Source organism: Pseudomonas urmiensis (assembly GCF_014268815.2).
GTDB classification, from domain to species: Bacteria; Pseudomonadota; Gammaproteobacteria; order Pseudomonadales; family Pseudomonadaceae; genus Aquipseudomonas; species Aquipseudomonas urmiensis.
Window position 1 is genome coordinate 2,937,731 of the sequence record NZ_JABWRE020000001.1, and the last position, 13,424, is coordinate 2,951,154.

At 60.2% G+C, this 13,424-nt stretch carries 12 protein-coding genes and 1 pseudogene; 2 read left to right on the forward strand and 11 right to left on the reverse strand.

Annotated elements, in window-relative coordinates; genetic code table 11:
* The first annotated feature begins 54 nt into the window (after positions 1 to 54).
* Positions 55 to 423 carry an Mpo1-like protein gene (locus HU737_RS13250; RefSeq protein WP_186555001.1) on the forward strand — a complete coding sequence of 123 codons (369 nt, stop codon included), beginning with the start codon at positions 55 to 57 and terminating at the stop codon, positions 421 to 423.
* Here HU737_RS13250 and HU737_RS13255 read toward each other — a convergent pair.
* From HU737_RS13255 to HU737_RS13265, 3 genes and pseudogenes are all read right to left on the reverse strand, one after another.
* A pseudogene (locus HU737_RS13255) lies at positions 420 to 1,217 on the reverse strand (acyl-CoA thioesterase). The gene HU737_RS13250 and the pseudogene HU737_RS13255 sit on opposite strands and share 4 nt — an antisense overlap.
* An 84-nt stretch (positions 1,218 to 1,301) precedes the next feature.
* On the reverse strand, positions 1,302 to 2,069 hold the full coding sequence (locus HU737_RS13260; RefSeq protein ID WP_186555002.1) for a CHAD domain-containing protein: 768 nt from the start codon (positions 2,067 to 2,069) through the stop codon (positions 1,302 to 1,304).
* A 14-nt stretch (positions 2,070 to 2,083) separates the two neighbouring features.
* A complete protein-coding gene (locus tag HU737_RS13265; RefSeq protein WP_027593946.1) occupies positions 2,084 to 2,362 on the reverse strand; it encodes a hypothetical protein in 279 nt (92 codons plus the stop codon).
* A gap of 154 nt (positions 2,363 to 2,516) precedes the next feature.
* Between HU737_RS13265 and HU737_RS13270 the strand changes: the two genes are divergently transcribed.
* On the forward strand, positions 2,517 to 3,557 hold the full coding sequence (locus HU737_RS13270) for a patatin-like phospholipase family protein (RefSeq protein ID WP_186555003.1): 1,041 nt from the start codon (positions 2,517 to 2,519) through the stop codon (positions 3,555 to 3,557).
* 160 nt (positions 3,558 to 3,717) lie between these two features.
* Here the strand turns inward: HU737_RS13270 and HU737_RS13275 are convergent, their stop codons facing one another.
* The 8 genes from HU737_RS13275 to HU737_RS13310 all read right to left on the reverse strand — a co-directional run bounded on the left by HU737_RS13275 (position 3,718) and on the right by HU737_RS13310 (position 13,382).
* The gene (locus HU737_RS13275) at positions 3,718 to 5,589 is read right to left on the reverse strand and encodes a SurA N-terminal domain-containing protein (RefSeq protein ID WP_186555004.1); all 1,872 of its coding nucleotides are present in this window, start codon (positions 5,587 to 5,589) and stop codon (positions 3,718 to 3,720) included.
* Between the two features lie 182 nt (positions 5,590 to 5,771).
* A complete protein-coding gene (locus tag HU737_RS13280) occupies positions 5,772 to 6,044 on the reverse strand; it encodes an HU family DNA-binding protein (RefSeq protein ID WP_186555005.1) in 273 nt (90 codons plus the stop codon).
* Between the two features lie 154 nt (positions 6,045 to 6,198).
* Positions 6,199 to 8,595, reverse strand: coding sequence for an endopeptidase La (gene lon, locus HU737_RS13285; RefSeq protein ID WP_186555006.1), 2,397 nt, complete (start codon positions 8,593 to 8,595; stop codon positions 6,199 to 6,201).
* A gap of 153 nt (positions 8,596 to 8,748) precedes the next feature.
* Positions 8,749 to 10,032: an ATP-dependent Clp protease ATP-binding subunit ClpX gene (clpX, locus tag HU737_RS13290; protein ID WP_186555007.1), complete on the reverse strand. Its 1,284-nt coding sequence runs from the start codon at positions 10,030 to 10,032 to the stop codon at positions 8,749 to 8,751.
* 108 nt (positions 10,033 to 10,140) lie between these two features.
* Positions 10,141 to 10,782, reverse strand: a complete 642-nt coding sequence (gene clpP, locus HU737_RS13295; protein ID WP_186555008.1) for an ATP-dependent Clp endopeptidase proteolytic subunit ClpP — start codon at positions 10,780 to 10,782, stop codon at positions 10,141 to 10,143.
* A 91-nt stretch (positions 10,783 to 10,873) separates the two neighbouring features.
* The gene (gene tig, locus HU737_RS13300) at positions 10,874 to 12,187 is read right to left on the reverse strand and encodes a trigger factor (RefSeq protein WP_186555009.1); all 1,314 of its coding nucleotides are present in this window, start codon (positions 12,185 to 12,187) and stop codon (positions 10,874 to 10,876) included.
* 242 nt (positions 12,188 to 12,429) lie between these two features.
* The gene (locus HU737_RS13305; RefSeq protein ID WP_186555010.1) at positions 12,430 to 12,735 is read right to left on the reverse strand and encodes a DUF6388 family protein; all 306 of its coding nucleotides are present in this window, start codon (positions 12,733 to 12,735) and stop codon (positions 12,430 to 12,432) included.
* Positions 12,736 to 12,833: 98 nt separating this feature from the next.
* Positions 12,834 to 13,382 carry an alpha/beta hydrolase gene (locus tag HU737_RS13310; protein WP_312151376.1) on the reverse strand — a complete coding sequence of 183 codons (549 nt, stop codon included), beginning with the start codon at positions 13,380 to 13,382 and terminating at the stop codon, positions 12,834 to 12,836.
* Positions 13,383 to 13,424: the final 42 nt, after the last annotated feature.

Sequence of the window (13,424 nt, forward strand, 5' to 3'; positions counted from 1 at the left end):
GGCCCCCTCGCGGGGGCCGCACTAAGCTTTGGACATGACCCTGAGGAATTGTCCATGAGCAAACGCCTGCCCAACCTGCCCGCCTGGCAATGGCGCGGCTACCACCACAATCATCGCCACCCGGCCAATCTGGTACTGCACCTGATTGCCGTGCCGCTGTTCATCCTCGGCGCCTTGCTGGTGCTGTCCGGGCTGTTCGGCCTGGATCTGGGGCAGATCGCTGTCGGCATCATCGCCCTGATCGCCGGGCTTGGGCTACAACGCCAAGGGCATCGCCTGGAAGCCGAGCAGCCAGAGCCTTTCGCCAATCGCAAGGACGCCGTGCAGCGCCTGCTCACCGAGCAATTCATCACCTTTCCCCGCTTCCTCTTGAGCGGCGCCTGGTGGCGGGCCTGGCGCGAACGGCACAAGCACCGGCGTTAAGCGAACACCGTGACCGTTTGCCGGCTTAGCGCCAGTAACTCACCCTCGGCGGTCCACAGCGCAGCCGAGGCGTGGCCGTAGCCATCCTTGGCGTGTTCGGTCTCGACGCAATAGCGGCACCAGTCGAGGGTCGACAGGGTCGGTGTCGGCTGGACGAACTCGATGGTCCAGGTCAACGTGCTGCCCGCAGCGGGCTGCTTGAGAAACGGCATCAAGCTCGGCGGCCAGGCATCCACCAGGGCCAGCAGATGCGATTCGTTGACCGGCCCCTGCTCAACATCGCGCAGGCGCACCCAGCCGCCCATTTGCCGCGAAGCGTTGCCGGTAAAAGGCAACCCGCCGATAGCCCAGCGCAACGCTACGTGGCGCATGAACTCCGGTGTGATGCCCTTGATATAAGGCAGCTCGGGCGCGCTCTGCTCGAGCGCTTTCATCTCTACGGCGGGCAGCGCCGTCACCTCGACCTCTGAGGCTCGTCCCGCACCGAAACTCCCCTGCACCAGCGTCACCACCTGGCCGTCTTACACCGCACGGCCAAGCAGGGTGCTGACGGCCTTGCCCTCACGCAGCAGCTCGACCTCGAAACTGATCGGCACGTCCGGCGCAGCAGGCCCGACGAAGGTGATGGCCAGGGAGCGAACCAGGCGCTCGTCGGTCAGCTTCGAGCGCATGGCTTGGTACACCAGCGCGGCCATCAGACCGCCAAACGCTGCCCGCCCCTGAGCCCAGTTGGCGGGCACGCACACCGATTCGGGGTGCTCGCGCACTGCAGTCAGCAATTGGGTGAAATTCATGATGCCCTCGGCTTTTGCAGGAAAACTCCGATGTTAGCCAGCGAACCTGCACACAGCAGCCCGCATATCGGCCATTCCCGCGGGCTATCGTCGCGCCAAGGCATCCTGCAGCTTCTGCAGGGTGACATCAGACTGCTGCTCAGCCTGCTGCAGCTCCTCTTCCCAGGCCACCTTGCACGACGCAAGATCGGCATGCGTCGGCACTTGCGACAGCCACTGAACGCGGTCATGCCAGTCGCCCAGATCGCCCTGGGCGCGCTTGAGCAACCGCTGCAGCTTGCGCCCAGCGTGATCGAGTTGCGGGTAGGCTTCGTCGCCATAGCGCACCCGTTTGATCAGCAGCCGCAGCCGATGGCGGTCATGGGCCGGATCCTTCAGCCCCTGTTCCAGCTTGCGCCATTGCTTGGTCAGGCGCTTGTCGATACGCCGCTTGAGCCCACTGGCGAGCCCTTCCCGATCGGCCGCACGTAGAAACAGCGGGAAGGCATCGACAATCGCCAGCATGCGCGTGAGCTGAGCGCTCTCGGCCACGCTAGCGAAGGTGCGCGCCCTGCCCTGTAAACGCGCTTGACCGGCCTGCTGGTAACCGCGTTTGAGCAACTGGTCGGCCAGCACCTCACGATCGCGCAGTGGCGTAGTCAGATCGCCCAGGGCCCCAGCGGCATCTTCCAGCTGCTCGACCCCTGGCAGGCCGCGCAACGGCCTGAGCAGGCTGCGCAAGCGCCGGGTGGTGGTGCGCAGGTCATGCAGCGCCTCGCTGTCGACATCGCCTGCCAAGCGCTCGCGGCAGGCCAGCAGGCGTACCTGCAAGGTCAATAGTTGCGCGACGACATGATCGAGCATGGCAGACATTCAAGGCTCCTTGGTCAACGACCCGCGCGCGACTCACGGATGTAGAAACGCGCCTTCTCGGCTTTCTTGGTGCAGCCCTCGAACCCTTCGAACTGCTGCTGGGTCTTGGCACCGGTCAGCAGCGATAACGCCTTGGAGTAGCTGACAGTCCCGGCAAAGCCCTCGGCCTTGGCCAGGTCAAGCTCCTTCCAGGCGGCATCCAGCTGGGTCGCGCAGCTGTCACGGTAGGCCGTCTTGCCCGCGCAGCCAGCCAGGGCCAGGGCGATCAGTGGAAGGCAGATCCAGGCTTTCATCGGTAATACTCCAAAGGTGAAAAGTCAGTGGCCGTTCGACGCTCAGGCTAGGGAAAAGTGCCCTGTTCAGCGTAGCTCAGCGCGGCGTCCATTGAAGCACAGGGTGCAATGGGTGCATTGTTGGACCATGGTTGCACAGCTGCGGGGGAATTCTATGAGCAAACGTGTCGCGTTGGTGCTGGGATCAGGTGGTGCACGGGGCTATGCCCACATTGGTGTGATCGAAGAAATCGAGCGACGCGGCTATGACATCGCCTGCATCGCCGGCTGCTCCATGGGCGCCGTGGTCGGTGGCATCTACGCCGCTGGCAAGCTCGACGAATACCGACACTGGATCGAAAGCCTGGATTATTTGGATGTGTTGCGCTTGGTCGACGTGAGCTTTCGCCTTGGCGCCATTCGCGGCGATAAGGTGTTTGGCCAGATCCGCAAGATCGTGGGCGAGATCAACATCGAGCAGCTGCGCATCCCCTATACCGCGGTAGCCACCGACCTGACCAACCAACAGGAAATCTGGTTCCAGGAAGGTTGCCTGCATCAGGCCATGCGCGCTTCGGCGGCGATCCCCAGTCTGTTCACGCCCGTGGTGCAAGGCAATCGCATGCTGGTGGACGGCGGCATCCTCAACCCGTTGCCGATCGTGCCAGTGGTGTCCAGCCACTGCGACCTGATCATCGCGGTCAACCTCAACGCCACCAACCAGAAGCAGTACCAACTGCCCGTAATCGAGCGCCCTGCAGCGTTCAAGAAACGCTTTGATTCCTTGATCAACTCGGTAGGCTCGCGCCTGCCGTTTCGACGCAAGCCGGCCGAGCAGATGATCCGCATCGAACAGGAGATCACTGCCGAGGGCATGGCGCCGCCCAACCCCTGGCTCAGTGACTCGGCCGAACCTGAAGGCCAGCAACCGGCGGCGGCGCCGGAAAGCAGCGGCGCGCCGAAGTCGGCGACCGGCTCGTTCATCATCGACAACGTCGGACCTGCGTCGTTGCTGGACCTGATCAACCAAAGTTTTGAAGTGATGCAGACCTCGCTGGCTCAGTACAAGATCGCCGGCTATCCGCCGGATGTACTGATCAACGTGCCCAAGCGGGTGTGCCAGTTCTTCGAGTTCTACAAGGCGCCGGAGTTGATCGCGCTGGGACGGGAGATTGCACGCGATACGCTGGATAACTACGAAGGGACACGGCGTTGATGCAAGCTGAGCATCGCGGGGCAAGCCCGCCCCCACGAGGTCGCTGAGCTAGCCCGGTGATGCCTCTGGGCTAGCCCCGCGATGAGGTAGGCATGGGTACTTCAGATCGCGTAAAGCAAACAGGCCGCAAAAGCGGCCTGTTTGGTTATCCAATGATCACTCAATAGCGCGTGATATCGGCATTGGCTTCCAGCTGCTTGCGGTAGGCGGCAAAGTCCTGCTGGCCTGCACGCGAGGCGAGGTAGCGACGGATCTGCTGCTTCTCCTCGTCGGTGGCCGCAGCGCCTTCGTTGACGCCTTTGAGCTGCACTACCACCAAGCTGCCATCGGCCAGGACCACACTGCCGTATTCCGGCTTGTCCTTGGCGGCTGGCTTGGCCAGGCGGAACACCGCTTGCAGTTCGACCGGATCGATGCCGTCCTGGCCGCGGGTGACCGCTTCCTGGACCTTCCAGCTCTGACCTTCGTGGGCGGTGCCGGCAGCGATCGAACCATCACGCAGACCTGCGATCAGCTTGTCAGCCTTGGCTTTGAGTTCGGCGGTCGCCTTCTCTTTGGCCAGGTGCTCGCGGATATTCTTGGCCACCGCTTCCAAAGGCAGTTGCTCTGGCTTGCGGTGTTCCTTGGCGCGCAGCACGATCACGGTTTCCGGGTCGAGCTCGATGGCGTTGCTGTTGGAACCTTCATCGATCACTTCTTCGCTGAAGGCCGCCTGCACTACCGCACGGTTGGCGGTGATGCCTTCGCCACCTTCACGACCGAATGGCGCCGAGGTCTGTACTTTCAAGCCCAGGTCCTGGGCCGGCTGGGCCAGGTCGGAGGCTTCGAAGGCAGCATCTTCGAGTTCCTTGGTCACTTCGACGAAGCGCTGTTCGACCTGCTGGGTCTTGAGCTCACGCGTCAGCTTGTCTTTCAGGCTGGCAAAGCTCGGCACTTCAGGTGCCTCGACGCCCAGCAGCTTGATCAGGTGATAGCCGTACTCGGTGCGCACTGGCGCGGAGACCTGGTCCTGGTTCAGCTTGTACAGCGCATCTTCGAAGGCTGGGTCGTAAACGCCAGGCCCTGCGAAGCCGAGGTCACCACCGGTGGTGGCGGAACCTGGATCCTGGGAGAACTCCTTGGCCAGTTTGGCGAAGTCTTCACCCTTGGCCAGACGTTGCTGGATCTCTTCGATACGCGCCTTGGCATGGGCTTCGCTGACCTTGTCGTTGACATCGATGAGGATGTGCGCGGCATGGCGTTGCTCGGACAGGTTGGCGATTTCTTTCTCGTACAGCGCCTTGAGCTCGTCCTCGTTGACCTTGACCTGGTCGAAGAACGCCGACTTCTTCAGCTCGATGTAGTCGATGACCACCTGATCAGGCGTCATGAACTCTTTGGCGTGCTGCTCGTAATGGGCCTTGACCTCGTCGTCGCTGACGTTGACCGCAGCCGGGTTGGCCTTGAAGGTCAGCGAAGCGAAATCACGGGTCTGCTTTTCCAGACGGGCAAACGCATCGACCTGCTTGTCGGTGACGAAGCTGCTACCGGCAAGCCCGGTGCGCAGCTGGCCGATGAGCATTTCTTCGGCGAGCATGTCACGGAACTGCATGCGACCGTAGCCCATCTGGCGGATGACCTGGTCGAAGCGGTTGGCGTCGAACTTGCCGTCAACCTGGAACTCCGGCGTCTGCAGGATCACTTGGTCCAGTGCAGCCTCGGAGAATGCGAACTTGGCGTCTTCGGCACCCTGCAACAGCAGTTTGCGATCGATCAGCCCCTTGAGCGCGGCTTCGCGCAACATCTTCTCATCCAGCAGAGCAGGATCGAAATCCTTGCCCAGCTGTTGCAACAGCTGGCGGCGCTGCATGTCGACGGCCTGGCTCAGCTCGTTCTGGCTGATGGTCTGGCCGTTCACCTTGGCGGCGTCCTGGCTATGGCTGGCGGCCTGGAAAATGGCCTCGAAGCCAGTCAACGCCATCAACACGACGATAAGGCCGATGATGGACTTGGCAATCCAACCTTGTGAATTGTCCCGGATATTCTGCAGCATGCGTCCCCCAGAAACGGTTGTACCACTGCGTCGTCAACCGCGGAGCGTGGGTAGAGTCCTGATAGAAGAAAGGCGCATCCGAAGATGCGCCTTCTCGAAGCGAGCGTGTCGGGCGGGAACGTTTGCGCCCCGCCGTCACGCGGTCGGCCCTGGCGGCGCCCGGACCGGCTGAAAGAGACGTCTTAGTTGACGGCGTCTTTCAGGCCTTTACCAGCTTTGAAACCTGGAACCTTGGCAGCTTCGATCTTGATCGCCTTACCGGTTTGCGGGTTGCGGCCGGTGCGCTCAGCGCGATCCTTGACGGAGAAAGTACCGAAGCCTACCAGTACCACGTCATCACCTTGCTTCAGGGCGCCGGTGACGGATTCGATTACGGCGTCCAGCGCCTTGCCGGCGGTGGCTTTCGAAATATCAGCAGATGCGGCGATAGCGTCAATCAGTTCCGACTTGTTCACTCTAAGTCCCCTTATATCTCTATTTGAGTTTGTTTCTAAGTATGTAATGAAAAGCGTATGAAACTAGCGCTGGGTGGCCTGTTGACACTGGCGTGCCGCTTTATAACAAGGGCCCGAAAAAACTGTCAAGGAAAGCCCCCCAGCGAGAAACGGATTAGTGCGTGCTGATTCTTTCCTTGGCATCGCTGTCGCGCTTGTCATCCTTCGCGACAATCTCAGGAGCCACATCTGGCAAGGGCTCCGGGGCGTATTGCAGCGCAATTTGGAGGACTTCGTCAATCCATTTGACCGGTTTGATCTGAAGATCCTGTTTGATATTTTCCGGAATCTCCTTCAGATCGCGAACATTCTCCTCTGGAATGATCACGGTCTTGATCCCACCACGGTGCGCTGCAAGCAGTTTTTCCTTCAAACCACCAATGGCCAGAACCTGCCCGCGCAGGGTGATTTCGCCGGTCATCGCGACATCTGCCCGCACCGGGATCTGGGTCAGGGCCGAGACCAGTGCAGTGCACATGCCGATACCGGCACTCGGGCCGTCCTTGGGCGTGGCGCCCTCGGGCATGTGAATGTGCACGTCACGCTTCTCGTGGAAATCGGCGGCAATCCCCAGGCTGCGGGCACGGCTACGCACTACGGTCTGCGCGGCAGTGATCGATTCGACCATCACATCGCCCAGCGAACCGGTCTTGATCAACTGGCCTTTGCCCGGGATGACCACCGCTTCGATGGTCAGCAGTTCGCCACCCACCTGGGTCCAGGCAAGGCCGGTAACCTGGCCAATCTGGTCCTGCTGCTCGGCCAGGCCGTAGCGGAACTTGCGCACACCCAGCAGCTGTTCGAGCTGCTCGCCAGTGACCTTGACCTTCACCAGTTTCTGCCCGGTGTGTTCCTTGACCACCTTGCGGCAGACCTTGGCAATTTGCCGCTCCAGGCCACGCACGCCAGCTTCACGGGTGTAGTAGCGAATGATGTCGCGGATCGCACTGACGTCGACCTCAAGCTCATCCTTCTTCAAACCGTTGGCCTTGACCTGCTTGGGCACCAGGTACTTGACCGCGATGTTGATCTTCTCGTCCTCGGTGTAACCCGGCAGGCGGATCACTTCCATCCGGTCAAGCAGCGCAGGCGGGATGTTCATCGAGTTAGAGGTGCACAGGAACATCACATCCGACAGGTCGTAGTCGACCTCCAGGTAGTGATCGTTGAAATTGTGGTTCTGCTCGGGGTCGAGCACTTCCAGCAGCGCCGATGCCGGGTCACCACGCATGTCGCTGCCCATCTTGTCGATTTCATCGAGCAAGAACAGCGGATTGCGTACACCCACCTTGGTCATTTTCTGAATCAGACGACCGGGCATGGAGCCGATGTAGGTGCGGCGGTGGCCACGGATCTCAGCCTCGTCACGCACCCCACCAAGGGCCATGCGCACGAACTTGCGGTTGGTCGCAGCGGCGATCGACTCGGCCAGCGAGGTCTTGCCGACACCCGGAGGACCGACCAGGCACAGCACCGGACCACGGATCTTCTTCACCCGCTTCTGCACGGCGAGGTACTCAAGGATGCGCTCCTTGACCTCCTCCAGGCCGTAGTGGTCGGCGTCGAGAATTTCCTCGGCCTTGGTCAGATCGAGACGGACCTTGCTCTGCGCCTTCCACGGCACCTGTACAAGCCAGTCCAGGTAGGAGCGGACCACGGTGGCCTCAGCCGACATCGGCGACATTTGCTTGAGCTTGTTCAGCTCGGCCTGGGCCTTGGCCAGGGCGTCTTTGGGCAGGCCAGCGGCGTCGATACGCTTTTTCAGCTCCTCGACTTCGTTGTGACCTTCATCGCCATCGCCGAGCTCTTTCTGAATGGCCTTCATCTGCTCATTCAGGTAGTACTCGCGCTGGCTGCGCTCCATCTGCTTCTTGACCCGACCACGGATACGCTTCTCAACCTGCAACAGGTCGATTTCCGCGTCCAGCAGGGCCAACACGTGTTCGACACGTGTCTGCAGGTCAACGATCTCGAGGATCTCCTGCTTCTGCTCGATCTTCAGCGCCATGTGCGCAGCCATGGTATCGACCAGGCGCCCAGGCTCTTCGATGCTGTTGAGCGAGGACAGCACTTCGGCTGGCACCTTCTTGCCCAACTGCACGTATTGCTCGAACTGCGACAGCAGGCTGCGTACGAAGACTTCCGACTCACGTTCAGGTGCGTCGATTTCATCGATCAGGCTGACTTCGGCACGTACGTGCCCATCGACTTCAGTGAAACGCTCGACCGCACCGCGCTGCTCACCCTCGACCAGCACCTTGACGGTACCGTCGGGTAGTTTCAGCAGCTGCAGAACAGTGGCAATGGTGCCCACGCGATACAGGGCGTCTTCACCTGGATCATCATCGGCTGGATTCTTCTGGGCCAGCAGCAGGATCTGCTTTTCGCCCGTCATCGCGGCCTCGAGGGCCTCGATGGATTTTTCGCGCCCCACGAACAGCGGGATAACCATGTGCGGATAGACGACGACATCGCGCAATGGCAAAAGAGGCAAGTCGAGGGTGGTCTTCATGATTTCGCCTCTACAGCGGCCTTATGGCCGGAAACCGGTGGAAATGATGCTTGGACCTAATGTGGGGGCAGCCCTGCGAAATTACAAGCGCTTAAGCAGGAAAAGCAGAAAGGGGCCCGTAGGCCCCTTCTGTTTACGCAACAAATACCTGAATCAGGCGTCTGGCGCGGCTTTGGCTTGCGGCTCGCTGTTCTCGTAGATGAGCAGCGGTTGCGAGCTACCTTCAATGACGCTCTCGTCGATCACCACCTTGCTGACTTCCTTCTGCGAAGGAATTTCATACATGGTGTCGAGCAGCACGCCTTCGAGGATCGAACGCAGGCCACGGGCGCCAGTCTTGCGCTCCAGAGCCTTGCGAGCAACGGCCTTGAGCGCGTCGCTGCGGAACTCAAGGTCCACGCCTTCCATTTCGAACAGCTTGCCATATTGCTTGGTCAGCGCGTTCTTCGGCTCGGTGAGGATCTGCATCAGCGCAGCCTCATCCAGCTCGTCGAGCGTCGCCAGCACTGGCAGACGACCAACGAATTCCGGGATCAGACCGAACTTGACCAGATCGTCAGGCTCGACTTCACGCAGGGATTCACCGACCTTCTTGCCTTCTTCCTTACTGCGCACTTCAGCACTGAAGCCGATGCCACCTTTGGTGGAACGGTTCTGGATGACTTTCTCCAGACCCGAGAATGCGCCACCGCAGATGAACAGGATGTTGCGGGTATCAACCTGCAGGAACTCCTGTTGCGGGTGCTTACGGCCACCTTGCGGCGGCACGGAGGCCACGGTGCCTTCGATCAGCTTCAACAGCGCCTGCTGCACGCCCTCGCCCGAAACGTCACGGGTGATCGACGGGTTGTCCGACTTGCGCGAAATCTTGTCGATCTCGTCGATGTAGACAATGCCCATCTGGGCTTTTTCTACGTCGTAGTCGCACTTTTGCAGCAGTTTCTGAATGATGTTCTCGACGTCCTCACCGACATAACCCGCTTCGGTCAGGGTGGTGGCGTCAGCAATGGTGAACGGTACGTTCAACAGGCGTGCAAGGGTTTCGGCGAGCAGGGTCTTGCCCGAGCCAGTAGGCCCGATGAGCAGGATGTTGCTTTTGCCCAGTTCGACTTCGTCGCCCTTCTTGTCACGCTGGTTCAGGCGCTTGTAGTGGTTGTACACCGCTACGGACAGCACCTTCTTGGCGCGCTCCTGACCAATGACGTACTGGTCCAGGATGCCGCTGATTTCTTTCGGCGAAGGCAGTTTGTGCGCGTTGCTCTCGGCCTGGGCTTCCTGCACCTCCTCGCGGATGATGTCGTTGCACAGGTCGACGCACTCGTCGCAGATAAATACCGAGGGCCCGGCAATCAATTTGCGCACTTCGTGCTGGCTTTTGCCGCAGAAGGAGCAATAGAGCAATTTGCCGCTGTCCTCGCCGTTACGGGTGTCAGTCATTCGATCGATCCAATCCGGTAGGCTTGAAACACAAGATGAAGGCAATTGCGGGCTTTTTCAAGTCCGCAGGTAGGCGCTTTCGGCGCCTACCCGCTCTGGCCCCTGGGATCAGGAGACCAGTTGCCGCTTGTCGTATACCGAGTCGATCAGGCCGTACTCGGCCGCGCGCTGGGCGCTCATGAAGTTGTCGCGCTCAGTATCACGCTGGATAGTCTCGAGGTCCTGGCCGGTGTGGTAGGCCAGCAGCTCGTTCAGACGACCCTTGATGCTGAGGATCTCCTGGGCGTGGATCTGGATGTCGGTCGCCTGACCCTGGAAGCCGCCGAGCGGCTGGTGGATCATGACGCGCGAGTTCGGCAGGCAGTGACGCTTGCCTTTGGCACCCGCGGTCAACAGGAAGGCGCCCATGCTGCAGGCTTGGCCGATGCAGATGGTGGAGACGTCCGGCTTGATGAACTGCATGGTGTCGTAGATCGACATACCAGCAGTCACCGAACCGCCCGGTGAGTTGATGTAGAGATGGATATCCTTGTCCGGGTTTTCCGCTTCCAGGAACAGCAGTTGCGCCACGACCAGGTTGGCCATGTAGTCTTCTACCGGACCTACCAGGAAGATCACTCGCTCCTTCAACAGGCGCGAGTAGATGTCATAGGCGCGTTCGCCACGGGCGGACTGCTCGATAACCATCGGGACCAAGCCGCCTGCGGCCTGGATGTCAGAGCTCTGCTGAATATAAGAATTGCGGGACATGTCCTGCACTCACTCCCAAATAGTCATGGCTTGAATACGCACAAGCCAGCGCGAAGGCTGGCTTGTGGGGGCTTCCTACGAGAGGGGCAGCTTACTCAGCTTCGGCAGGCGCCTGGGCTGGTTTGACTGCGTCTTCGTACGAGACCGATTTGTCGGTCACAGTCGCTTTCTGCAAGACAGTATCTACAACTTGCTCTTCCAGCACAACCGAACGCACTTCGTTCAGTTGCTGGTCGTTCTTGTAGTACCAGCTGATGACCTGCTCTGGCTCTTGGTAAGCCGAAGCCATTTCTTCGATCATCTCGCGAACCTTGCCTTCGTCAGGCTTGAGGTCGAATTGCTTGACCACTTCAGCAACGATCAGACCCAGGACAACGCGACGCTTGGCCTGCTCTTCGAACAGTTCGGCCGGCAGTTGGTCAGGCTTGATGTTGCCACCGAACTGCTGAACAGCTTGTACGCGCAGACGGTTGACTTCGTTTTCCAGCAGCGCTTTTGGCACTTCGATCGGGTTGGCGGCCAGCAGACCGTCCATGACCTGGTTTTTCACCTTGGTCTTGATCGCCTGGCGCAGCTCACGCTCCATGTTCTTGCGAACTTCGTTGCGGAAGCCTTCCAGGGTCGACTCTTTGATGCCGAACTGAGCGAAGAACTCTTCGTTCAACTCAGGCAGCTGAGGCGCGGAAACGCTGTTGACAGTGATGGTGAACTCGGCGGCTTTACCCGCCAGGTCGAGGTTCTGGTAGTCCTCTGGGAAGGTCACGTTAACAACGCGCTCTTCGCCAGCCTTGGCGCCAACCAGGCCATCTTCGAAGCCTGGGATCATGCGGCCGGAACCCAATACCAGCTGGGTGCCCTTGGCCGAACCACCGGCGAATACTTCACCGTCGACCTTGCCAACGAAGTCGATGTTGACCTGGTCATCGTTTTGCGCAGCGCGCTCAACGGTTTCGAAACGGGTGTTCTGCTTGCGCAGGACTTCCAGCATGTTGTCCAGGTCAGCGTCAGCCACTTCGGCGCTCAGGCGCTCGACGTTGATCGACTCGAAACCTGCAACGGTGAACTCTGGGAATACTTCGAAGATGGCAACGAATTCCAGGTCCTTGCCTTTTTCGAAGGACTTAGGCTCAACAGCTGGGGCGCCAGCCGGGTTCAGCTTCTGCTCGACTACGGCTTCGTAGAAGGACGACTGGACCAGGTCACCGAACGCTTCCTGGCGGGCAGCGTCTTCGTAACGCTGACGGATGACGCTCATTGGCACCTTGCCAGGACGGAAGCCTGGAACCTTGGCGCGACGGGCAGTCTGTTGCAGACGCTTGTTGACTTCGGTCTCGACGCGCTCGGCCGGAACGGCGATGGTCATGCGGCGCTCGAGAGCGGAAGTGTTTTCAACCGAAACTTGCATGGATATTCCTCGTTGCACAGACGTTAGCCGGCGATAGCCCGACTCCAGAATCAAGGGCAAGCATTCTAGTGACTCACGCACCAGAAGTCACCCCACTCGGGACGACGGGAAACCACGCCGATCGATTTCATTCAAGGACCTGCGCGATCAGCCGCCAGGCCCTATCCGTTAAGGGCTGCACGCCACCGCTTGGGGCACGCAGTTGAAAAACCTTGTCAAACAACTACCCGGCCAAGCGACCATCACCCCTGCTCGGGATCGATCTCGTTGAACGCGCAGTACTCTTGCCACTCCATACCCAGCGCCTCGGCCACCTCGCGATGAACCTCCAGACGCATCGCTTGCAGCTGTTCAGGGCTCTCGGCGATCAGTTGCAGGGTCAACTCCCAGGGTTCTATACCCTGCTCCTGCGCTGCGTCTTCGAACGCCCATTCAATCTGCTGGGCCTGCTCGCGCGGATCCAGCTCGCGAATCTCCTCGAGCATCTGCGGATTGGCTTGGGCGAAACGCTCTAGCGCCACGGCTTGGCGGGCTTCTTTTGCAATCATTGGGGCAATTCCTCTACCGGCTTGTCGACCGGAGTTTCAACCGACTGAAATCTATCAGCTTTTATAAGGCCGCCACCAGAGGGCAGGATGACTGACAGCTATTGGCGTTCGCTAGAACACCCTAATGGACGACCGCGCCATTGCTGCCAAGCCTGCGCCCAACCCTGCTCATGGCCGACGCCTGGCAAAGTGACGAATTGAGCGCAGCTGGCTACACCCAATTGACCTTTATAGACCGCCGCTACCTGCCCAGGCACCTGACGATCATCGCCTCCGAGCAGGTGGCGCTGAGCAATCCGCGCCAGGTATTGACGGTAGTGCAGCGGCTCAAGCGACCCCGTAAGCGGCGTCAGTTGCAGCGCGCGCGTCCACTCGGCGGGGCTGAGATTACCGGCCAGCGTCTGCACTTGCAGTACATCGCTACGGCGCCCCGCCAACAACAATGCCAGCGCCCCTCCTCCGGAATAGCCGACCAACTCGAACGACTGGTTGCCGTAACGTTTTTTCAATTGATCGAGCGCCTGCTCAAGCGCTAGAAGCACCGACTCGGAAAACCGCTCAGAAGTCCAAAGCGCGGGCGCACACCGCTCACCACTGACGAACTGGCACGGCCTGGCCAGATACACCGAAGGCAACGGATCATCCATGGCCAAACCAGCCAGCAACAGCCTACGCGGACTAGGGTCAAG